The sequence below is a fragment of the Streptomyces sp. NPDC039462 genome, assembly GCF_055639375.1.
Genome location: NZ_JBVKAO010000006.1, coordinates 525992 through 547666, shown reverse-complemented (window position 1 = coordinate 547666; position 21675 = coordinate 525992). Strand labels below are relative to the sequence as shown.

Below are 21675 nucleotides of genomic sequence, written 5' to 3'. Positions count from 1 at the left end.
TGATCACTGGACCTCTTCAGCCGAAGATGAGGTTCTCAAGACGCCGAAGGGCGGCACCCCGCACGGGGTGCCGCCCTTCTCGTACGCACGGACGTGCTTACTTGCGCATGACCTCCGGCTCGTGGCGGCGCAGCAGGCGCGCGACCGCGATGCCGCAGATGACGCCGAGCGCGAGCAGGATGGTGATGTTGATGCCCCACTGGCTCGCCGAGTGCTCCCACAGCGGGTCCAGGTCGTTCGGGTTCTTCGGGTCCCACGGCGGCATCAGGTGCGCCAGGTCGAGGGTGGCGCCCGCGCCTGCGATGGCCCAGCGGGACGGCATCAGCCAGGCGAACTGCTCCAGGCCCGGCGAGCCGTAGACCTGGAAGAGGACGCCGGTGAACACGACCTGGACGATCGCGAACATGACCAGGAGCGGCATGGTCTTCTCGGCGGTCTTCACCAGCGAGGAGATGACGAGGCCGAACATCATCGAGGTGAAGCCGAGCGCGATGATCGTCAGGCAGATCTCCGCCGCCGGCGGCATGATCAGGCCTTCCTCCGGCAGCTCGCGCGGGGCGAAGCCGATGGCGCAGATGATGACGCCCTGGATGGCCGTGATGACGCCGAGGACGATGACCTTCGACATCAGGTACGCCGAGCGGGAGAGGCCGGTGGCCCGTTCCCGTTCGTAGATGACCCGTTCCTTGATCAGCTCACGTACGGAGTTGGCCGCGCCCGAGAAGCACATGCCGACCGCGAGGATGAGCATGATCGTGCCCGCGTCGCCGTTGAACTTGACCGGCGGTTTCGGCGGGGCGAGGCCGAAGTCGGCCGGGATCACGACGCTGACGATGCCGAGGACCGCGGGCAGGATCACCATCAGGCCCATGAAGCCCTTGTCGGAGGCGATCACCGAGGTGTAGCGGCGGATCAGGGTCCACAGCTGCGATCCCCAGCCCTGCGGCTTCGGCGGCTTCACCGCCTGGGGCGGCGGCATCTGTACGGACTGCGCGGCGACGGCGTCGATGTCCGCGGCGTACATCTGGTAGTGCTGCGAGCCCTTCCAGCGGCCCGCCCAGTCGTAGTCGCGGTAGTTCTCGAAGGCGGAGAAGACGTCGGCCCAGGTGCTGTAGCCGAAGAAGTTCAGGGCTTCCTCGGGCGGGCCGAAGTACGCCACGGAACCGCCCGGCGCCATCACCAGGAGCTTGTCGCAGATCGCCAGCTCGGCGACCGAGTGCGTCACGACGAGGACCGTGCGGCCGTCGTCGGCGAGGCCGCGGAGCAGCTGCATGACGTCGCGGTCCATGCCCGGGTCGAGGCCGGAGGTCGGCTCGTCCAGGAAGATCAGCGAGGGCTTGGTCAGCAGCTCCAGGGCGACCGACACGCGCTTGCGCTGGCCACCGGAGAGGGAGGTGACCTTCTTCTCCTTGTGGATGTCCAGCTTGAGCTCGCGCAGCACCTCGTCGATGCGGGACTCGCGCTCGGCCTCCGTGGTGTCGGCCGGGAAGCGCAGCTTGGCCGCGTATTTGAGGGCCTTCTTGACGGTCAGTTCCTTGTGCAGGATGTCGTCCTGCGGGACCAGACCGATGCGCTGCCGCAGCTCGGCGAACTGCTTGTAGAGGTTCCGGTTGTCGTAGAGGACGTCGCCCTGGTTGGCGGGCCGGTAGCCGGTGAGCGCCTTGAGCAGGGTGGACTTGCCGGAACCCGAGGGTCCGATGACCGCGATGAGCGACTTCTCCGGGACGCCGAAGGAGACGTCCTTGAGGATCTGCTTGCCGCCGTCGACCGTGACCGTGAGGTGGCGGGCCGAGAAGGAGACGTCACCGGTGTCGACGAACTCCTCGAGCTGTCCGCCGACGAGGCGGAAGGTCGAGTGGCCGACGCCGACGATGTCGTTCGGGCCGATCAGGACCGTCGAGGACTTCGCGATCGGCTGGCCGTTGACGTACGTGCCGTTGTGCGAGCCGAGGTCGTGGAGCTCGAAGCGGCCGTCGGGCGTCGCGGTGAACTCGGCGTGATGGCGCGAGACCTGCAGGTCGGAGACGACGAGCTCGTTCTCCAGGGCACGGCCGATGCGCATCTTGCGGCCGAGTGCCAGCTGGTGGAACGTCGTCGGGCTGCGGTCGCCGTAGACCGGCGGGGCCCCCGCGACACCGCCGGTACCGGGAGTCTTCTGCACGTACTGCTCGGACGGGCCGCCTTGCTGCTGGGGCACGTGCGGTTGCTGCTGCTGCGGCGGTTGGTGTTGTTGTTGCTGGGGCTGGTGGTGCTGCTGGTGCTGTTGCGGTTGCTGCGGTGGCTGCTGCCAGCCCTGCTGCGGCGCCTGGTACGGGGCCTGCTGCTGGGCGTGCTGCTGCGGTGCCGAGACGGCGGCCGCGGCGGCCGCGCCCGGGGCGCCGCCGGACACGTTCACCCGCGGACCGTCGGTCGCGTTGCCGAGGTACACGGCCGAACCGGGGCCGATTTCCATCTGGTGGATCCGCTGGCCCTGTACGAAGGTGCCATTGGTGCTGCCGTGGTCCTCGATGACCCAGCTGCGCCCGTTCCAGCTGATCGTCGCGTGCCGCCAGGAGACCCTGGCGTCGTCGAGCGAGATATCCCCCTGCGGATCACGTCCGAGGGTGTACGGCCTGGACGCGTCCAGCGTCCAGGTCCTGCCATTCAATTCCAGTACGAGTTCCGGCACTCCAGCCCCACTGAGTTGTCCCCCGAGCTAGCCCCCATCGGTGGGGAGTCTAGGGATGTCGAACATCGGGAGGAACTATTTCAGGAGGAGGGCTCTGACCGAAAGTCGGGCCTTGTGAAGACTGCGTACGGGCGTGACGGGTTGCCCCGTTGACGGGGAAGAAATCGGCCCGGAGCATAGGAAGCGCCCATCAGTGCCCATCAGTGCATACGGATCATGCTCATTGAGAGCATTAAGTGCATTCAGGGCAACGCGCCGCGGTCCGGGGGGTCCTGATGCAGGCCGACGATCACCGAGGCGGTCATCGAGGCGAGAGCCGGGGTGTGCGGTGGGGTGACGTGCTGCTCTCCGCGATCGCCGCGGTCAGTTGGGCGCTGGTCGGCATGGCGGGGACGGCCGCGCTCGGTCTTCATCTGCTCGGCGCGGACGCGATCGCCGCGCTCGGGCCGATGACGGCGGCGACCGTCGCGCTGGGTGCGGGAGGTTCGGTCACACCGTCCGGTGACGTGTCGGCGTTCGGCCTGGACAGCGCCGAGGCGACCACAACAGTCGATATTGCGCCACTCGGTGTGGGTTTGGTCGGCGCGCTGTTCCTCGCCCACTTCTTCCTGCGCTCCTTGCGCGCCGCGGGGGCCGTCATCGCCCCCGGCGAGCTCGCCGCGCGTGCGGCCGCGGTGGTCGCCCTCTTCGTCGCGATGCTCGCGGGGCTCGCCTGGGCGGGGCACGACGTCATCACGATCGACGGCAAGGAGCTCGGCATCGACAAGGGGATCGAGGAGGGCATCGACGGGCTGCCGGACGGCATCGGCGACAAGCTGCCCGGCGGGATCGGGGACGACATCGGCGGGCTCCTCCCCGACCGGCTCGGGGACCTGGTCGAGGCGGAGGCCTCGGTCGGCTTCACCGTGGACACCGGGCCGACGCTGCTCGGTGGGGCGGTCTGGGTGACCGGCGTCCTGCTCGTCGCGCTGCTCGCGTCGCGGCGCACGCCGCTGCCGCGTGCCCTCGGCGGGCTGCACCGGGTGGTGCGGCCGGCCGTCTCCGCGCTGGTCACGGTGGTGCTGGTGGCGGTCGCGGCGGGGTTCGCCGCGGCGGCGTACGCGATGGTCGGCGACGACCACCCCGAGCGGATCGCCGGCGCCGCACTGCTCGGGGCGCCGAACGGCGTGTGGCTCGGCCTGTCCGTCGGCCTCTTCGTGCCGTGGGACGGCACGGCGACGGGTGAGCTCCGCCGGTTCCTGCCGGACCCGGTGGACGACCTCCTGACGGGCCCGTCCGACAAGGCGCTCACACTCGGGCGGCTCGCGGAACTGGAAGACAGGGTCTGGTTGTTGGGCGTGGCGGCGGCGGTGACGATGGTGTTCGCGGGGGTGCTGACGGCGGTACGGACTCCTTATATACGGGATATACGGGGTGTAGATGCTGTACGCGGTGTAGCTGGCGTGGGGGTTACAGCTGGTGCATCCGAGGTGGGCGAGGTGCGCGCCAAGACGTCCGCCCCAGGGTTCGTGGGCCTGTGCGGGGTGCGGCTCGGGGTGGTGACGGCGGTCGGGCTTCCCCTCCTGGCATGGCTGTCCGAGGTCTCCGCCGACGCCTCGCTCTCCGTGTTCGGCTTCGACGCGTTCGGCGCGGGGGTCGAGCTGCACGGGCGGCTCGGGATGGCGGTGCTGCTGGGGGCGGTGTGGGGGTTCGGGGCGGGGGTGGCGGGGGCGTTGCTCGCGGTGGCCGCGGGGGCGGCGGGGGGTGGGGCGTCGCGGTTCGCGTTGGCGTCGACGCAGCCGGGGACGACCGGACCGTCGACCACTTCCGGCGCTTCCGGCGCTTCGGGTACTTCCAGCACTTCGGGTACTTCCGGTGCCGGGCCTTACACCCCAGGCACTCCGCACCGACCGCCGAACCCGGACACGAACCCCTACCTACGTCCACCGCCGTCCGCGCCCAGCGACGACGTCTCCGGCGCCCCGACGGTCATGGGCCCGATGGTCCCCCCACCCCCACCGCCCCGCCGCCGCTCCCGCTCCACCGACTGGCCCCCACCACCTCCTCCTCCCCCACCACCCCCAAAAACCCCACGCAAGCCCAACTAACCCGCACCCGGCACCGTGGGTTGTGCCCACCCGTGCCGCCCGCGGCCCGCCTGCCCACAACGGGATCGGGCCGGCCACGCCGGCCCCGGCCCCGCCGAGGAGGAGCACTCGCGGAGCACCCCGCGCACCCCCAGCCCACGCGCCCGAAACGGGAACGGGTCCTCCGAGGACACGGAGCACTCCGTGCACCCCCAGCCCACCTGCCCGGAACGGGAGCGGGTCGGAAGCCCTGCCCCTACGGGAAGGCAGGCGGCGCGGAGCAACCGAACCGGGTCGTCGGCCACACCTGGGCGCGCCCCGCCCCGTCCCTACGGCGAGGAGGCGTCGCGGGGCAAACGGGTGGGTGGGTGGGAGAGATCCGCCGCGAAGCGGCGGGCCAGGATCACCCGCGCCGGACCAGGGCCCACGGCAGACCAGCGGCGGGCGCACCCAGCACGAGACCGAAACCGACACCGATCAGACACACCGGGACGGAACAACGGGGCAGCGCAGGGGGCACCGGCAAGCAAGGCCCGGCACGGCACTGCAGGAGAGGCCGGACCGGAGCACAGGGCGACGCCGGATCAGGGCGAGGCGAGACACGACGAGGCCAGACCGTGGCGACGCCGGCGCACGGCGCGGCAGAACACCACACGATGAGGCCTCTGGATAAGGGCGCGGCACGGCGCTGACGGATCGGAGCGAGACACCGCGAGGCCGGATCGAGGCGCAGGCAGGGCAAGACAGGGCAAGGTGGCGCAGGACAGGGGGCCGGCAGTGGGGGGTGTCCGGGTGGCGGACCGGGCGGGCGGGGGCCGGAAGAGGGCGGATACCGTAGGGATCACCATGAGTGCTTCGCAGCCCCCTCAGCCCGCCGACATCCCGACACTCCTAGTCAAGATCTTCGGCAAGGACCGCCCCGGCATCACCGCCGGCCTCTTCGACACCCTCGCCGCCTACTCCGTCGACGTCGTCGACATCGAGCAGGTCGTCACCCGTGGCCGTATCGTGCTGTGCGCGCTCGTGACCGAGCCGCCCGCCGGCCTGGAGGGCGACCTTCGGGCCACCGTCCACAGCTGGGCGGAGTCCATGAAGATGCAGGCCGAGATCATCTCGGGTATCGGCGACAACCGGCCGCGCGGCCTCGGGCGTTCGCTCGTGACCGTGCTCGGCCACCCGCTGACGTCGGAGTCGACGGCCGCGATCGCCGCCCGGATAACGGCCACCGGCGGCAACATCGACCGTATCTTCCGGCTCGCCAAGTACCCGGTCACCGCCGTCGAGTTCGCGGTGTCCGGCACCGAGACCGAGACGCTGCGCACGGCCCTCGCCATAGAGGCCGCGAAGCTCGGCGTGGATGTCGCGGTCGTCTCTGCGGGCCTGCACCGCCGCGCCCAGCGCCTGGTCGTGATGGACGTCGACTCGACGCTCATCCAGGACGAGGTCATCGAGCTCTTCGCCGCGCACGCCGGGTGCGAGGCCGAGGTCGCCGAGGTGACGGCGGCCGCGATGCGCGGCGAGCTGGACTTCGAGCAGTCGCTGCACGCCCGCGTGGCGCTGCTCGCGGGGCTCGACGCGTCGGTCGTCGACAAGGTCCGCTCGGAAGTACGGCTCACGCCGGGCGCCCGCACCCTCATCCGCACGCTCAAGCGCCTCGGCTACCAAGTGGGCGTCGTCTCGGGCGGGTTCACCCAGGTCACCGACGATCTGAAGGAACGCCTCGGTCTCGACTTCGCGCAGGCCAACACCCTGGAGATCGTCGACGGCAAGCTGACCGGCAAGGTCACCGGCGAGATCGTCGACCGCGCGGGCAAGGCCAGGCTGCTGCGCCGGTTCGCCACGGAGGCCGGGGTGCCGCTGGAGCAGACCGTCGCGATCGGTGACGGCGCGAACGACCTCGACATGCTGAACGCGGCGGGGCTCGGTGTCGCCTTCAACGCCAAGCCGGTGGTCCGCGAGGCCGCGCACACCGCGGTGAACGTCCCCTTCCTGGACACCGTCCTCTATCTCCTCGGGATCACCCGGGAAGAGGTCGAGGCGGCCGACATGCACCTGGACTGACAGCTGAGGGCGGACGGCTGACGTGCACCCGATAGACGTACGCCTATAGACGTACCCCTACCTGTCATCCATGTCGAAGGGGCCCGGCACCCACTGTGTGCCGGGCCCTTCACGGTGGACGGGGAGGCGGCTACTCGGAGGGTGCCCAGTAGTCGACGAGCGTGGCCACGCCCGGCTCGAGCGCCTTCCACGAGCCGGAGTACGTCAGGACGGCGAAGGCCGCGGTCGGGAAGCCCCGGCGCTCCAGCCGCGTTCTGGTGTCGCCCTCGGCCTCCCCGGCGAGGACGTGGGCCAGGCCCTGCACGCCGGGATTGTGGCCGATCAGGACGAGGTTCTGCACGTCGTCCGGGGTTTCGTTGAGCACGGCGATCAGCTCGCCGGGAGAGGCTTCGTACAGCCGCTCCTCGTAGACGGTCTTCGGCCGCTGCGGCAGCTCCTGGACGGCGAGCTTCCAGGTCTCGCGGGTCCGGGTGGCGGTCGAGCAGAGGGCCTGGTCGAAGGTGATGCCGCTGTCGGCCAGCTTGCGCCCGGCGACGGGGGCGTCCCGGCGGCCTCGCTCCGCGAGCGGCCGCTCGTGGTCGGAAACCTGCGGCCAGTCGGCCTTCGCATGCCGGAAGAGGACAATCCTGCGGGGTTCTGCGACGCTCATGCATCCCAGCTTCGCATGAAACGTGCCATGGGGCGCAGGGAGTTGGCGTGGTGCCCCGGCGCGGGTGACGGGCCCGGTGGTGGAGGGGTCAGGAGGCCGTGCGCAGGACCAGCGTCCGTATCCGCTCCAGGAGGTGTGTGACGGCCGGCTCGCCGGTCGCCGCGTGCGCGTCCACGGGATTCAGGATGAGCAGGAGCAGGGCCGCGAAGGCGACGGCGGGGAGGGCGATGGCCCACCAGGGGAGCTGGATCTCGACGCTGCCCGACTGGGCCGGGTCGCGCCGGGTGTGCGATCGGGCCGACATGCCGCCTCCGTGGTCTTCGAATGGTCCGTGCCGCGTCTTCGCGGTCACAATTCGAAGTTAGGTGATCGGCGACCCTCAACCCATCCGGAGATCCACCCACTTGACCCTGATACTGACCCCCTAGGGGATGGGGGTGCTAGCCCCACCATCCGCCCCGCCGGAGCCCGTTCGGGCCGTCGTGGGCACCGGTCTCACGGTGAGGCGATGGAGGCGATGATGCCGATGATCACGGTGATGGCCAGCATCGCGCCGAGCACGATGAGCAGCTTCTTCTGGCCGTTCTGGGGGTTCGGGTCGAGGACGGGCATGCGGCCAGTCTCGCACCCTTTGCCCACCCGCCCTCCGCCGGGGTCGGGCCCCCCTCCGCCGGGGTCGGGCCGCCTCACAGGCGGGGGCGGCCCTCCCCCGCCTGCGGGGATCAGGCCGCCGTGGCCCTGGCGGCCCTGGCCGCCACCTCGTCCTCGACCGTGCGGTTGCGGCCCGCGAGCGTACCTATGACGATCTGCGGCACCATCAGGGCCGCCATGAGCGCGATCGGCAGCCCCCAGCCGCCGCTGTGCTGGTAGAGCACGCCCACGAGGAGCGGTCCCGGGATCGAGATCAGATAGCCCGTGCTCTGCGCGAAGGCGGACAGCTTGGCCACGCCGACGCTGCTCTTGGCCCGCATCCCGACCATCGTGAGGGCGAGCGGGAAGGCGCAGTTGGAGACGCCGAGCAGCAGCGCCCAGGCCCACGCGCCGCCGGCGGGGGCGAGGTAGAGGCCCGCGTAGCCGGCGAGTCCGCACGCGCCGAGGAAGATCACGACCGGGCCCTGGTTGGTCAGGCGCGTGGCGACCCTCGGGATGACGAACGCCAGGGGCACGCCCATGGCCATCGTGACGGCGAGCAGCACGCCCGCCTCGCCCGCGGGGACGCCCGCGTCGCGGAAGATCTGCGGCATCCAGCCCATCGTGATGTACGCGGCCGTGGCCTGAAGGCCGAAGAAGACGGCGAGCGCCCACGCGGTGCGGCTGTGGGTGATGCGCAGCCCCGCGTCCTCCTGGCGCACGGCGGGGCTGATGTGCTCCGGGGCCTCGGCGGCGGCCGTGCCCCGGTCGCGGATGAGCGGGATCCACGGCACGACGGCGACCACCGCGAGCACCGCCCACACGGCGAGGCCGGTCTGCCAGCGTCCGCCGAGGCCGTCGGTGAGGGGCACGGTGGCGGCCGCCGCGATGGAGGTGCCGAACGCGAGGGCCATCGAGTAGAGACCGGTCATGGAACCGACCCGGTCGGGGAACCAGCGCTTGACGATGACCGGCATCAGGACGTTGCTGACGGCGATGCCCGCGAGGGCGAGGGCGGTGCCCGCGAGGAAGCCCGCGGTGCCGCCGATGAAGGGCCTGATCACGAGACCCGAAGCGATGGCGGCCATGCCGACGCACACCACCGCGCTCGGCCCGAAGCGCCGGGCCAGGCGGGGCGCCATCACACCGAAGAACGCGAAGCAGAGCGGCGGCACGGAGGTGAGCAGTCCCGCGAGGGTGCCGCTCATGCCGAGGCCGTCGCGCACCTCTTCGAGGAGGGCGCCGAGGCTGGTGATGGCGGGGCGGAGGTTCATGGCCGCAAGGACGATGCCCACGACGACGAGTCGCGTCGCCCACGCGCGCGTGGGGGCCTGTTTCTCGGTCGCTCCCGTGCGTGTCGGGGGTGCTGCTGTCGGCGTCATCGTCCCGGTTTCCTCACTAGCCATAGGGCCATCATAGAATCATGGGATGATTGGCTGTCCAATCCGTTTACGTCACACTGCTCACACCACTGCTCACACTGCTCACCCACAGGTCTCCCTCGAAGGAGCGTCATGCCGCTGACCACCCCTCGCCGTTCGGCGCTCTCGGAGCAGGTCATCTCCGAGCTGCGCAACCAGATCTCGTCGGGCGAGTGGCCGGTCGGCTCCCGTATCCCCACCGAGCCCGAGCTGGTCGAGCAGCTGGGCGTGGCCAGGAACACGGTCAGGGAAGCGGTGCGGGCCCTCGCGCACAACGGCCTGCTCGACATCAGGCAGGGCTCGGGGACCTACGTGGTCGCGACGAGCGAGCTCGCGGGCGTGATGCAGCGCCGGTTCGCCGACGCGGACCCTCGGCACATCGCCGAGCTGCGCAGCACGCTGGAGTCCAGTGCCGCGAAGCTCGCCGCGGAGCGCCGCACCGAGCGCGACCTCAAGCAGCTCGACGCGCTGCTGGCGCGCCGCGAGGAGGTCTGGGCGTCCGGGGACGCGGAGGCGTTCGTGACGGCCGACGCGACGTTCCACATGGCCGTCGTCGCCGCGTCGCACAACGACGTCATGATGGCGATGTACGCGGACCTCGGCGAGGTGCTGCGGGACTGGCTGCGCGAGGACATCGGCGAGGAGCTGACCCCGGAGTCCCACATGGACCACGCCCGCCTGGTGGACGCGATCCGCGCGGGCGACGTGGAGGCCGCCGCTTCGGAGGCGGCGGGCTACCCCTTCATGTGCCGTCCGGAGCGGCTCGCTTCCGGCGGCTGACGGGGCGGCTCACCCCTCGCGGCCGAGGCAGCGGTTCACTTCTCGTGGCTGACCCAGACCGCGCGGACCTCTTTCCAGCACCGTCCGGTCAGGCGCACCGTCATCGCCGGTGCGGCCTCGACGGGGCGCGAGTCGGTGTCGATGTCCCACCACCGGTAGCACTCCACGTGGAGGCGGACCCGGTCGGTCTCGGGGTAGGGGTTGTGGCAGTGCGCGACGACGTGGGAGCCGACGACGCCGGTGCGGCACTCCGAGCCGAAGGGGCGCGGCCGCGGCTTCTCCGCCCGCACGTCCGCCTGCCCGTCCGCACCCGCGCCCGCGCGCGGCGGTTCTGGCGGCGCGGCGCTCGGCGCGACGACCGCCAGAGCGAGAGCCACGGGCACCACACCGGAGAGACGCACACTTCAGAGTGCGCGGCACTCTCCCCGGGGCGCCCGGCCGGGGGGCCGAACGGGTGAGGCCCCGCCGCCCGCGCGCTGCGGGGGACGGGGCCTCGAAAACGTACGTACGACCTGGTCAGGCGCCCATCATGTGCACGCCGCCGTCGACGTGGATGATCTCGCCGGTGGTCTTCGGGAAGAAGTCCGAGAGCAGGGCGACGATGCCGCGGCCCGCGGGCTCCGGGTCGGCCATGTCCCAGTTCAGCGGGGAGCGGGTGTCCCAGACCTTCGCGAGGTCCGAGAAGCCCGGGATGGACTTGGCGGCCATGGAGCCGAGCGGACCCGCGGAGATGAGGTTGCAGCGGATGTCGCGGGAGCCGAGGTCGCGCGCCAGGTAGCGGCTGGTGGCCTCCAGGGCGGCCTTGGCCGGGCCCATCCAGTCGTACTGCGGCCAGGCGAACTGCGCGTCGAAGGTCAGGCCGACGACGGAGCCGCCCTCCTCCGGCATGAGCGGCAGGCAGGCCATGGTCAGCGACTTCAGGGAGTACGCCGAGACGTGCATGGCCGTGGCCACCGACTCGAACGGCGTGTTCAGGAAGTTGCCGCCGAGGGCGTCTTGCGGGGCGAAGCCGATGGAGTGGACGACGCCGTCCAGGCCGCCGAGCTCCTCGCGGACGATGCCCTCGAGGCGGTCCAGGTGCTCCTGGTTGGTCACGTCGAGCTCGATGACCTTGGCGGGCTTGGGGAGCTTCTTGGCGATGCGCTCGGTGAGGGTGGGCCGCGGGAAGGCGGTCAGGATGACCTCCGCGCCCTGCTCCTGAGCGACCTTCGCCGCGTGGAAGGCGATGGAGGACTCCATCAGCACACCCGTGATGAGGATGCGCTTGCCGTCGAGAATTCCGCTCATGTGATCAGTGACCCATGCCCAATCCGCCGTCAACGGGGATGACGGCTCCAGTGATGTACGAGGCGTCGTCGGACGCGAGGAACTTCACCGCGGCGGCGATCTCCTCGGGCTGCGCGTAACGGCCGAGCGGCACCTGAGAGACGATGCCCTCGCGCTGCTCGTCCGTCAGCACCTTGGTCATGTCGGTGTCGACAAAACCGGGGGCGACGACGTTGAAGGTGAGGTTGCGCGAACCGAGCTCGCGGGCGAGCGAGCGGGCGAAACCGACCAGACCGGCCTTGGAGGCGGCGTAGTTCGCCTGCCCCGCGCCGCCCAGCAGGCCGACGACGGAGGAGATGAGGACGACGCGGCCCTTCTTGGCGCGCAGCATGCCGCGGTTGGCGCGCTTGACGACGCGGAAGGTGCCGGTGAGGTTGGTGTCGAGGACGGACGTGAAGTCCTCCTCGGACATGCGCATCAGGAGCTGGTCCTTGGTGATGCCGGCGTTGGCGACCAGGACCTCGACGTTCCCGTGCTTCTCCTCGATCTCCTTGTAGGCCTGCTCCACCTGCTCGGCGTCGGTGATGTCGCACTTGACGGCGAGGACGCCGGCGTCGGTGAGGACCTTCGGCGGCTCGCCCGAGCGGTAGGTGATCGCGACCTTGTCGCCGGCCTCGGCGAAGGCGCTGGCGATGGCGAGGCCGATGCCCCGGTTTCCTCCGGTGACGAGAACCGAGCGGCTCAACGGATCACCCTTTCGATAGCGGTCTGGTACCTCGAAAACCTATCGGTACCTCCCGCGATACGGAGAATCGACGACCGACAGTGGCTCGGAGGAGTCGCTGTCGGGTCCCTACAGAAAACCCTGGCCCTCGGGCCGTGGTGCGCGACATGATCGGACCTGACCGGTGCCGACAGCAGGGAGACATCCGTGCCTCATTCCATCGATGAAGCCTTCACGGCGCTGCCGCTGCGGGCTCTCGCCGACGCCGCGCTCGCCCGCGCGCGGGCGCTCGGCGCCGACCACGCGGACTTCCGCCTGGAGCGGGTGCGCAGCGCGTCCTGGCAGCTGCGCGACGCCAGGCCGTCCGGCACCTCCGACTCGACGGACCTCGGATACGCGGTCCGTGTGGTGCACGGCGGCACCTGGGGCTTCGCCTCGGGTGTGGACATGACGATGGACGCGGCGGCGCGGGTCGCGTCGCGGGCCGTGGCGATGGCGAAGCTGTCGGCGCAGGTCATCAAGGCCGCCGGGTCCGACGAGAGAGTGGAGCTCGCGGACGAGCCCGTGCACGCGGACAGGACGTGGGTGTCCTCGTACGAGATCGATCCGTTCTCCGTGCCCGACGAGGAGAAGGCGGGGCTGCTCGCCGACTGGAGCGCGCGGCTGCTCGCCGCCGACGGGGTCGCGCACGTCGACGCCTCGCTGCTCACCGTGCACGAGAACAAGTTCTACGCGGACACGGCGGGCACCGTGACCACGCAGCAGCGCGTGCGCCTGCACCCGCAGCTGACCGCGGTGGCCGTGGACGGCTCGACCGGCGAGTTCGACTCGATGCGGACGATCGCGCCGCCGGTCGGCCGCGGCTGGGAGTACCTCACCGGGACCGGCTGGGACTGGCAGGGCGAGCTGGAGCGCATCCCCGAGCAATTGGCGGAGAAGATGCGGGCGCCGAGCGTCCAGGCGGGTTCGTACGACCTCGTCGTCGACCCGTCCAACCTCTGGCTGACGATCCACGAGTCCATCGGCCACGCCACCGAGCTGGACCGCGCCCTCGGCTACGAGGCGGCGTACGCGGGCACGTCGTTCGCCACCTTCGACCAGCTCGGCAAGCTTGCGTACGGCTCCTCGCTGATGAACGTGACGGGTGACAGGACCGCCGAACACGGGCTCGCGACCGTCGGGTACGACGACGAGGGCGTGGCCGCGCAGTCCTGGGACCTGATCAAGGACGGCACGCTCGTCGGCTACCAGCTGGACCGGCGGATCGCGAAGCTCACCGGCTTCGAGCGCTCCAACGGCTGCGCGTACGCCGACTCCCCCGGCCATGTGCCGGTGCAGCGCATGGCGAACGTGTCGCTCCAGCCGGACCCTGGCGGGCTCTCCACGGAGGACCTGATCGCGGGCGTCGACCGCGGCATCTACGTGGTCGGCGACCGGTCGTGGTCGATCGACATGCAGAGGTACAACTTCCAGTTCACCGGGCAGCGCTTCTACAAGATCGAGAACGGGCGGCTCGCCGGGCAGCTGCGGGACGTCGCCTACCAGGCGACGACCACCGACTTCTGGGGCTCGATGGCCGCGGTCGGCGGCCCGCAGACGTACGTCCTCGGCGGCGCCTTCAACTGCGGCAAGGCCCAGCCCGGCCAGGTCGCCGCGGTGTCGCACGGCTGCCCGTCCGCCCTGTTCCGGGGCGTGAACATTCTGAACACCACGCAGGAGGCCGGTCGATGAGCCGCAGCGCCACCAAGCCGCACGAGATCGTCGAGCGCGCCCTCGAACTGTCCACCGCCGACGGCTGCGTCGTGATCGCCGACGAGGAGTCGACGGCCAACCTGCGCTGGGCGGGCAACGCGCTGACCACCAACGGCGTCACCCGCGGCCGCACCCTCACCGTCATCGCGACCGTCGACGGCAAGGAGGGCACCGCGTCCGGTGTCATGACGCGCTCCGCCGTGACCGCCGACGACCTGGAGCCGCTGGTGCGGGCCGCCGAGGAGGCGGCGCGCGGGGCGGCTCCCGCCGAGGACGCGCAGCCGCTGGTGACCGGCAACGCCGCGTCCCCCGACTTCACCGAGGCGCCCGTGGAGACCTCGTCCGCGGTCTTCGCGGACTTCGCTCCGGCGCTCGGTGAGGCGTTCGCACGGGCTCGTGCGGGCGGGCGCGAGCTGTACGGCTTCGCGAACCACGAGCTCGTGTCGAGCTACCTCGGTACGTCGACGGGGCTGCGGCTGCGGCACGACCAGCCCAACGGCACGCTGGAGCTGAACGCCAAGTCGCCGGACCGCACCAAGTCGGCGTGGGCGGGGCGGGCCACCCGTGACTTCAAGGACGTCGACCCGGCGGCGCTCGACGCGGAGCTCGCCCAGCGCCTCGGCTGGGCCCGGCGGCGCGTCGAGCTGCCCGCAGGGCGGTACGAGACGCTGCTGCCGCCCACCGCCGTCGCCGACCTGCTGATCTACCAGTACTGGTCGTCGTCGGCCCGCGACGCCGCCGAGGGCCGCACGGTCTTCTCCAAGCCGGGCGGCGCCACGCGCCTCGGCGAACGCGTCACCGAGCTGCCGCTGACGCTGCGCAGCGACCCGTACGAGCCGGGTCTGGAGTCGGCGCCTTTCGTGCTCGCGCACTCCTCGGGCGGTGACGCCTCCGTCTTCGACAACGGTCTGCCGCTGGCCGCCACCGAGTGGATCCGCGCCGGTGAGCTCGCTCACCTCGCGACCAGCCGGCACAGCGCGGGCCTGACCGGACTGCCGGTGACGCCGGCCGTCGACAACCTCGTCCTGGACGGGGGCGGCGACCGCTCGCTCGACGAGATGGTCGCGGCCACCGAGCGCGGGCTGCTGCTGACCTGCCTCTGGTACATCCGTGAGGTGGACCCGGCGACGCTGCTGCTCACCGGTCTTACCAGGGACGGCGTGTACCTCGTCGAGAACGGCGAGGTGGTGGGCGAGGTGAACAACTTCCGGTTCAACGAGTCGCCCGTGGACCTCCTCGGCCGGGCCACCGAGGCGGGCCGCACGGAGAAGACGCTGCCGCGCGAGTGGGGCGACTACTTCACCCGGGCCGCGATGCCCGCGCTGCGCGTCCCGGATTTCAATATGAGTTCGGTCAGCCAGGGCGTATAACCTCGGAGACTGCACTCCCAGTGCATCCCATCAGCACTCAGTGCATCCCATCAGCACATCCAAGGAGACGCGAGACCCGTGACGGACATCGTCGACGAGCTGAAGTGGCGGGGGCTTTTCGCCCTGTCCACCGATGAAGACGCACTGCGCAAGGCGCTCGCGGACGGTCCCGTCACGTTCTATTGCGGCTTCGACCCGACCGCGGCGAGCCTGCACGTGGGACACCTCGTGCAGGTCCTCACCGTCCGCCGGCTCCAGCAGGCGGGGCACCGTCCGCTGGCGCTGGTCGGCGGCGCGACCGGCCAGATCGGTGACCCGCGGCCGACCGCCGAGCGCACGCTGAACGACCCGGAGACGGTCGCGAACTGGGTGGCCAGGCTGCGCTCGCAGATCGAGCCGTACCTGTCCTTCGAGGGCGAGAACGCCGCGACGATGGTGAACAACCTCGACTGGACGGCGGGCCTGTCCGCGATCGAGTTCCTGCGCGACATCGGCAAGCACTTCCGGGTGAACAAGATGCTGACCAAGGACTCCGTGGCCCGCCGCCTGGAGTCCCAGGAAGGCATCTCGTACACGGAGTTCAGCTACCAGCTCCTCCAGGGCATGGACTTCCTGGAGCTCTACCGGCGGTACGGCTGCACCCTGCAGACCGGCGGCAGCGACCAGTGGGGCAACCTCACGGCGGGCATCGACCTGATCCACCGCCTGGAGCCGGACGCCGTGGTGCACGCCATGGGCACGCCGCTGATGCTCAAGTCGGACGGCACCAAGTTCGGCAAGTCCGAGGGCGGCGCGGTCTGGCTCGACCCGGCGATGACGACGCCGTACGCGTTCTACCAGTTCTGGCTGAACACGGACGACCGGGACATCTCGACGTACATGCGGATCCTGTCCTTCAAGTCCCGCGAGGAGCTGGAGGAGATCGAGAAGCAGACCCAGGAGCGTCCGCAGGCGCGCGCCGCGCAGCGTGCGCTCGCCGAGGAGCTGACCACGCTGGTGCACGGCGCGGACCAGTGCGCCGCGGTCATCGCCGCGTCCAAGGCCCTCTTCGGCCAGGGCGAGCTCGCCGGGCTGGACGAGGCGACGCTGGCCGCGGCCCTCTCCGAGCTGCCGCGCGTCGAGGTCGCCGAGCTCGGTCCGGTCGTGGACCTGCTCGCCGAGGTCGGTCTGGTGGCGAGCAAGTCCGCCGCCCGGCGCACGGTCAAGGAGGGCGGTGCCTACGTGAACAACGTGAAGGTCGCCGCCGAGGACGCCGTGCCGGCCCGCGAGGATCTGCTGCACGGGCGGTGGCTCGTCCTGCGCCGCGGCAAGAAGAACCTGGCCGCGGTGGAGGTCACGGCGGGCTGACCCGCCCGCACGCCCGCACCACGGCACGCCCGCACCACGCGAGCGCGAAAGGGGCCGGTCCGCGTGGACCGGCCCCTCCGTGTGCGGCTAAGCCCGTCGTTTGTTGCCGCGGAGCATCGTGTACGCCGCGTCACCGAGGCCGACGACCACGAGAGCCGCGACCAGCTGGAGCGCGTGCCTGCCCCAGTCGATGCCCTTGGTCTCGTTGATGCCGAACTGAGTCGCGAGCCAGTTGCCCAGAACGGCTCCGATGATGCCGAACACCGTGGTCAGCCAGAGAGGACTGTGCTGCTTCCCGGGGAGGATCGCCTTGGCGATCAGACCCAGCACGAAACCCACGATGATGGCCCACAACCAGCCCATAGCTGCCTCCTAGTCGGCTCAGATGAGCATTACGGCCAGTCTCGACCCGTCCGCCATACGGCGCATGTCGGGCTCGGCCATACGTGGCGCGGCGCAGGAGGGGCACCGGGATGAGGCCCGCCCCGGTCTCGTAGGCTGCGCAGCCGCGGCGTAACGTTGAGGGGCCGGACCGGGGCAGGTACCGCGGAGAGTCCGGCACAGCGGACAGGGCGGTGGAATGTGATGCGGAAGCAGAGCAGCGGCCAGGTCTTCCGGATCACGGGGGCCCGGCAGGGTCTCGCGGAGGACGTGCGCGGCAGGCAGCGACGGTACGTGATCTCGATGTCGGTCCGTACGGTGTCGGTGGTGGCCGCCGCCGTGCTGTGGAACGTCGAGCGGCACGTCGCGCTCGTCGCTCTGGTGCTCGGGGTTCTCCTGCCGTACATCTCCGTCGTGATCGCCAACGCCGGGCGGGAGTCGCCGCCTTCGCTGCCGTCGACGTTCGTGCCCGCTCCTTCTCGGCCAATGCTCGCGCCGCCCGTCGCGGCAGCCGCCGCGGAATCCGTCCCGGAAGATCCCCTGGGCCCCGCGCACGACCAGCGACGCGGTGCCGCGCACGAGCCGAACTGACCGTCGACGTTGCGCCAAGCTCAAGAAAACCTCAGATCAATCGTGTAGTTCCAGTGCCGGTCGGCGGGTCCCCCATGACATACTTCGTACGCGCTCCGCATCCCCCGTCGGAGCGACAGACCGACGCCGGGCAGCTCCCCCCGTGGCTGCTCGGCGTCGCCTTGTTCGCAGCACTTGGACGCGACTGTGAGTGACGAAAACCCGATCTGTTCCGCCAAGGGCTGCCGCGTCGCAGCGGTGTGGGTACTGGCCTGGAACAACCCCAAGATCCACACCCCGGAGCGGCGCAAGACCTGGCTCGCGTGCGGTGAACACCGCGAGCACCTCTCCCAGTTCCTCGGCGTGCGCGGCATGCTGAAGGACGTCGTGCCGCTCGACGAGTGGCGGGCGCGCGAGGCCGCCGACGGGGACGGCTAGCCGCCGATCGCCGACATCGGGCGGTCCGGCTGCAGGAACGACGGGTCGTCGAGGCCGGAGCCGGCCTTCTTGCCCCACATCGCGAGCTTCCAGATGCGGGCGATCTCCTCGTCCGAGCCGTCCGCCGTGTCGTCGGGCGCGGCGCGCAGGGCCGCGCGCAGGTCCGTTTCCTCGGTGGCGAAGAGGCAGGTGCGCACCTGGCCGTCGGCCGTCAGGCGGGTGCGGTCGCAGGCCGAGCAGAACGGGCGGGTGACGGAGGCGATGACGCCGACGCGGTGCGGGCCGCCGTCCACGATCCAGCGCTCGGCGGGCGCGGAACCGCGCTCCTGCGAGCCCTCCTCGGTGAGCTCGAAGCGGGTGCGCAGGGACTGCAGGATGTCACCCGCGGTGATCATGCCGTCGCGCTTCCAGCCGTGCTGGGCGTCGAGGGGCATCTGCTCGATGAAGCGGAGCTCGTAGTCGTTCGCGACGGCCCAGGCGAGGAGGTCGGGGGCCTCGTCGTCGTTCAGCCCGGGCATCAGGACGGTGTTGACCTTGACGGGGGTGAGGCCGGCGTCGCGGGCCGCTTCGAGGCCTTCGAGGACGTCCTTGTGGCGGTCGCGCCGGGTGAGCGTCTTGAAGACGTCGGGGCGCAGGGTGTCCAGGGAGACGTTGACCCGGTCGAGTCCGGCGGCCTTGAGGGCCGCAGCGGTGCGCTTGAGACCGATGCCGTTCGTCGTCAGGGACATCTTGGGGCGGGGCTCCAGCTGGGCGCAGCGCTCGACGATGCCGACGAGGCCGGGGCGCAGCAGGGGCTCGCCGCCGGTGAAGCGGACCTCGGTGATGCCGAGCTGTGTGACGGCGATGCGGATCAGGCGGACGATCTCGTCGTCGGTGAGCAGGTCCGGCTTGGCCAGCCACTGCAGGCCTTCCTCCGGCATGCAGTAGGTGCACCGCAGATTGCAGCGGTCGGTCAGCGATACGCGCAGGTCAGTGGCTACGCGGCCAAACGTGTCGATGAGCACTGCGGCCCCCTCCCCGGCGGTCCGATACGGATGGGTCCCATGGGTCCCACTGCCTTCGACCTTACGCGACACCTCTGACAACGCCATGGGCCATTTGCCACGAGGAACGGTACGGCCGCGTCGTAGGACTCTACGACGCGGCCGCTACGAACATGTGAACAAATGCCGGTCAGTGGGCTCCGACGCCGGTGAGGGACTTGACCTCCAGCTCGGCGTACTTGCCCTTGTCCGGCTCCTCCTTGGAGAGGAGCGAGCCGAGCCAGCCGAGCAGGAAGCCCAGCGGGATGGAGATCAGGCCCGGGTTCTCCAGCGGGAAGAAGTCGAAGTTCGCGTCGGGGAACATCGAGCTGGGCTTGCCCGAGACGACCGGTGAGAACAGCACCAGGCCGACGGCGGCGATGAGGCCTCCGTAGATCGACCAGAGCGCGCCCTGCGTGGTGAACCTCTTCCAGAAGAGGCTGTAGAGGATCGTCGGCAGGTTCGCGGAGGCGGCGACCGCGAAGGCGAGGGCGACGAGGCCCGCCACGTTCAGATCGCGGGCCAGGGCTCCGAGCGCGATGGAGACGATGCCGATGAAGACGGTCGACCAGCGGGCCGCCTTCATCTCCTCCTTCTCGGTGGCCTTCCCCTTGCGGATGACGTTCGCGTAGATGTCGTGCGCGAAGGACGACGACGAGGCGAGGGTGAGGCCCGCGACGACCGCGAGGATCGTGGCGAAGGCGACCGCGGAGATCACCGCGAGCAGGATCGCGCCGCCGGTCGAGTCGCCACCGCCGCCGATCTCCAGGGCGGCGAGCGGCGCCGCCGTGTTGCCCGCCTTGTTCGAGGCGATGATCTCGCCGGGCTTGAGCAGGGCGGCGGCACCGAAGCCGAGGACGATCGTCATCAGGTAGAAGGCGCCGATGATGCCGATGGCCCAGTTCACGGACTTCCGGGCGGCCTTGGACGTGGGCACGGTGTAGAAGCGGATCAGGATGTGCGGCAGGCCCGCGGTGCCCAGGACCAGGGCGATGCCGAGCGAGATGAAGTCCAGCTTCGAGGTGCCGGAGACCCCGTACTTGAGGCCGGGCTCCAGGAAGGCCGAGCCCTTGCCGCTGTTGGAGGCGGCCGTGCCGAGCAGGTCGGAGACGTTGAAGTTGAACTTCAGCAGGATCAGGAAGGTGATGAGGACGGTGCCGGTGATGAGCAGGACGGCCTTGACCATCTGCACCCAGGTGGTGCCCTTCATGCCGCCGATGGTGACGTAGACGATCATCAGGACGCCGACCAGGGCGACGATGAGGATCTTGCCCGCGTCGCTGGTGATGCCGAGCAGCAGCGAGACCAGGACGCCCGCGCCCGCCATCTGCGCGAGCAGGTAGAAGATCGAGACGACGATCGTGGAGGTGCCCGCGGCGGTACGGACGGGACGCTGGCGCATGCGGTACGCGAGGACGTCGCCCATCGTGTAGCGCCCGGAGTTGCGCAGCGGCTCGGCGACCAGGAGGAGCGCCACGAGCCAGGCGACCAGGAAGCCGATGGAGTAGAGGAAGCCGTCGTATCCGAAGAGGGCGATGGCGCCGGCGATGCCGAGGAAGGACGCGGCGGACATGTAGTCGCCGGAGATCGCGAGGCCGTTCTGGAAGCCGGTGAACTGGCGGCCGCCCGCGTAGAAGTCGGCGGCGCTCTTGGTCTGCCGGCCGGCCCACACGGTGATGAAGAGGGTGGCGACGACGAAGGCGGCGAAGAGGCTGATGATCAGCGGCCGGTGCTCGGAGGCGTCGGACGCGGCCGCCAGGTCGATGACGGCGGTGTGCGCGGGGCTCATGCGTCGCCCTCCGTGCGGGACTCCGTGCGGGTGTCCATGCGGGTCTCCATGCGGGACTTGATCCCCTCGGCCTTCGGGTCGAGCTGCGCCGCCGCGTGGCGCGAGTAGAACCAGGCGATGAGGAAGGTGGTCAGGAACTGCCCGAGGCCGAGGATCAGGGCCACGTTGATGTTGCCGAAGAGCTTGGTGCCCATGAAGTCGCCCGCGTAGTTGGAGAGCAGGACGTACACGAGGTACCAGGCGATGAAGGCGATGGTGAGCGGGAAGGCGAACGAGCGGTGCGAGCGGCGCAGTTCACCGAATTCCGAGCTCCCCTGCACCTGGATGAACTCCTCCGTGGAGGGCGCGTGGGGAGCGGGTTCTTTTCCTGCGCCACCCTTCGAAGGGGGCGGTGCGTCGGTGGCCACGGAGTCTCCTCGTGGTGCGGGTGGGGTGGGGACGGACAGTTGTTCCATGGGTTCTCTGGCCTCACGTCCGGCGTGACGCGGATCACGTGTGCCACGGATGGCGATGCTAAGGCCACGGGACGTGATCCGACAGGGGTTGATGTTGCTTCCGTTGTCTGCTCAACGTCCCCGGACCGCGCACGACGCGCCCCCGCTGCCCGGTTTCTGCCGGAACGCAGTCGGAACACGGCCAGAAGGCAGCCAGGAGGCATTGCTGGCCTGGGAGTTCGGGGGATAGCTTCACCCTGCACGCCCGTCATGTACCTGCCCGAGCACCAGCTGTGTTCGGGCAGTT

General features: G+C 70.4%; 20 protein-coding genes. 8 read left to right on the top strand and 12 right to left on the bottom strand.

Annotated features, from left to right (window positions below; all coding sequences use genetic code 11):
- Nucleotides 1–97: 97 nt before the first annotated feature.
- Nucleotides 98–2668 carry an ABC transporter ATP-binding protein/permease gene (locus tag ACZ7LU_RS30880; RefSeq protein WP_471918599.1) on the bottom strand — a complete coding sequence of 857 codons (2571 nt, stop codon included), beginning with the start codon at nt 2666–2668 and terminating at the stop codon, nt 98–100.
- 275 nt (nt 2669–2943) lie between these two features.
- Between ACZ7LU_RS30880 and ACZ7LU_RS30875 the strand changes: the two genes are divergently transcribed.
- Nucleotides 2944–4755 carry a streptophobe family protein gene (locus ACZ7LU_RS30875; protein ID WP_471918598.1) on the top strand — a complete coding sequence of 604 codons (1812 nt, stop codon included), beginning with the start codon at nt 2944–2946 and terminating at the stop codon, nt 4753–4755.
- Between the two features lie 825 nt (nt 4756–5580).
- Complete coding sequence (serB, locus tag ACZ7LU_RS30870; protein WP_398307762.1) at nt 5581–6795, top strand: phosphoserine phosphatase SerB; 1215 nt, start codon at nt 5581–5583, stop codon at nt 6793–6795.
- A 130-nt stretch (nt 6796–6925) separates the two neighbouring features.
- Here serB and ACZ7LU_RS30865 read toward each other — a convergent pair whose 3' ends face one another.
- The 4 genes from ACZ7LU_RS30865 to ACZ7LU_RS30850 form a co-directional block, all read right to left on the bottom strand.
- A complete protein-coding gene (locus tag ACZ7LU_RS30865; RefSeq protein WP_398307760.1) occupies nt 6926–7444 on the bottom strand; it encodes a SixA phosphatase family protein in 519 nt (172 codons plus the stop codon).
- Nucleotides 7445–7532: 88 nt separating this feature from the next.
- Complete coding sequence (locus ACZ7LU_RS30860) at nt 7533–7748, bottom strand: hypothetical protein (RefSeq protein WP_398307758.1); 216 nt, start codon at nt 7746–7748, stop codon at nt 7533–7535.
- Nucleotides 7749–7939: 191 nt separating this feature from the next.
- Nucleotides 7940–8056, bottom strand: a complete 117-nt coding sequence (locus ACZ7LU_RS30855) for an SGM_5486 family transporter-associated protein (protein WP_107059069.1) — start codon at nt 8054–8056, stop codon at nt 7940–7942.
- Nucleotides 8057–8166: 110 nt separating this feature from the next.
- Nucleotides 8167–9480, bottom strand: a complete 1314-nt coding sequence (locus tag ACZ7LU_RS30850) for a CynX/NimT family MFS transporter (RefSeq protein WP_471918597.1) — start codon at nt 9478–9480, stop codon at nt 8167–8169.
- A gap of 108 nt (nt 9481–9588) precedes the next feature.
- Between ACZ7LU_RS30850 and ACZ7LU_RS30845 the strand changes: the two genes are divergently transcribed.
- Complete coding sequence (locus ACZ7LU_RS30845) at nt 9589–10275, top strand: FadR/GntR family transcriptional regulator (RefSeq protein WP_398307754.1); 687 nt, start codon at nt 9589–9591, stop codon at nt 10273–10275.
- Between the two features lie 35 nt (nt 10276–10310).
- Here the strand turns inward: ACZ7LU_RS30845 and ACZ7LU_RS30840 are convergent, their stop codons facing one another.
- The 3 genes from ACZ7LU_RS30840 to fabG all read right to left on the bottom strand — a co-directional run bounded on the left by ACZ7LU_RS30840 (nt 10311) and on the right by fabG (nt 12286).
- Nucleotides 10311–10658: a hypothetical protein gene (locus ACZ7LU_RS30840; RefSeq protein WP_471918615.1), complete on the bottom strand. Its 348-nt coding sequence runs from the start codon at nt 10656–10658 to the stop codon at nt 10311–10313.
- Between the two features lie 133 nt (nt 10659–10791).
- Nucleotides 10792–11562: an enoyl-ACP reductase FabI gene (gene fabI, locus ACZ7LU_RS30835; protein WP_468093011.1), complete on the bottom strand. Its 771-nt coding sequence runs from the start codon at nt 11560–11562 to the stop codon at nt 10792–10794.
- A 4-nt stretch (nt 11563–11566) separates the two neighbouring features.
- A complete protein-coding gene (fabG, locus tag ACZ7LU_RS30830; protein WP_398307750.1) occupies nt 11567–12286 on the bottom strand; it encodes a 3-oxoacyl-[acyl-carrier-protein] reductase in 720 nt (239 codons plus the stop codon).
- 186 nt (nt 12287–12472) lie between these two features.
- Here fabG and ACZ7LU_RS30825 point away from each other — a divergent pair, with 186 nt between their 5' ends.
- The 3 genes from ACZ7LU_RS30825 to tyrS all read left to right on the top strand — a co-directional run bounded on the left by ACZ7LU_RS30825 (nt 12473) and on the right by tyrS (nt 16734).
- Nucleotides 12473–13996, top strand: a complete 1524-nt coding sequence (locus ACZ7LU_RS30825; protein WP_468317125.1) for a TldD/PmbA family protein — start codon at nt 12473–12475, stop codon at nt 13994–13996.
- Nucleotides 13993–15387, top strand: coding sequence for a metallopeptidase TldD-related protein (locus ACZ7LU_RS30820; RefSeq protein WP_471918596.1), 1395 nt, complete (start codon nt 13993–13995; stop codon nt 15385–15387). Before ACZ7LU_RS30825 ends, ACZ7LU_RS30820 begins: the two co-directional genes overlap by 4 nt.
- A 78-nt stretch (nt 15388–15465) precedes the next feature.
- Nucleotides 15466–16734: a tyrosine--tRNA ligase gene (gene tyrS / locus ACZ7LU_RS30815; protein ID WP_471918595.1), complete on the top strand. Its 1269-nt coding sequence runs from the start codon at nt 15466–15468 to the stop codon at nt 16732–16734.
- Between the two features lie 87 nt (nt 16735–16821).
- Here the strand turns inward: tyrS and ACZ7LU_RS30810 are convergent, their stop codons facing one another.
- Nucleotides 16822–17097 carry a GlsB/YeaQ/YmgE family stress response membrane protein gene (locus ACZ7LU_RS30810; RefSeq protein WP_150183375.1) on the bottom strand — a complete coding sequence of 92 codons (276 nt, stop codon included), beginning with the start codon at nt 17095–17097 and terminating at the stop codon, nt 16822–16824.
- Between the two features lie 222 nt (nt 17098–17319).
- Here ACZ7LU_RS30810 and ACZ7LU_RS30805 point away from each other — a divergent pair, with 222 nt between their 5' ends.
- Both ACZ7LU_RS30805 and ACZ7LU_RS30800 read left to right on the top strand, forming a co-directional pair.
- On the top strand, nt 17320–17706 hold the full coding sequence (locus tag ACZ7LU_RS30805; protein ID WP_398307743.1) for a DUF3099 domain-containing protein: 387 nt from the start codon (nt 17320–17322) through the stop codon (nt 17704–17706).
- Nucleotides 17707–17892: 186 nt separating this feature from the next.
- Complete coding sequence (locus tag ACZ7LU_RS30800; protein WP_471145388.1) at nt 17893–18123, top strand: hypothetical protein; 231 nt, start codon at nt 17893–17895, stop codon at nt 18121–18123.
- Here the strand turns inward: ACZ7LU_RS30800 and moaA are convergent.
- The 3 genes from moaA to ACZ7LU_RS30785 form a co-directional block, all read right to left on the bottom strand.
- Nucleotides 18120–19127, bottom strand: coding sequence for a GTP 3',8-cyclase MoaA (gene moaA / locus ACZ7LU_RS30795; RefSeq protein ID WP_398307739.1), 1008 nt, complete (start codon nt 19125–19127; stop codon nt 18120–18122). The genes ACZ7LU_RS30800 and moaA overlap by 4 nt on opposite strands.
- 169 nt (nt 19128–19296) lie before the next feature.
- Nucleotides 19297–20934, bottom strand: a complete 1638-nt coding sequence (locus ACZ7LU_RS30790) for a cation acetate symporter (RefSeq protein ID WP_398307737.1) — start codon at nt 20932–20934, stop codon at nt 19297–19299.
- Nucleotides 20931–21341, bottom strand: coding sequence for a DUF485 domain-containing protein (locus ACZ7LU_RS30785; protein ID WP_398307735.1), 411 nt, complete (start codon nt 21339–21341; stop codon nt 20931–20933). Before ACZ7LU_RS30785 ends, ACZ7LU_RS30790 begins: the two co-directional genes overlap by 4 nt.
- Nucleotides 21342–21675 lie beyond the last annotated feature (334 nt).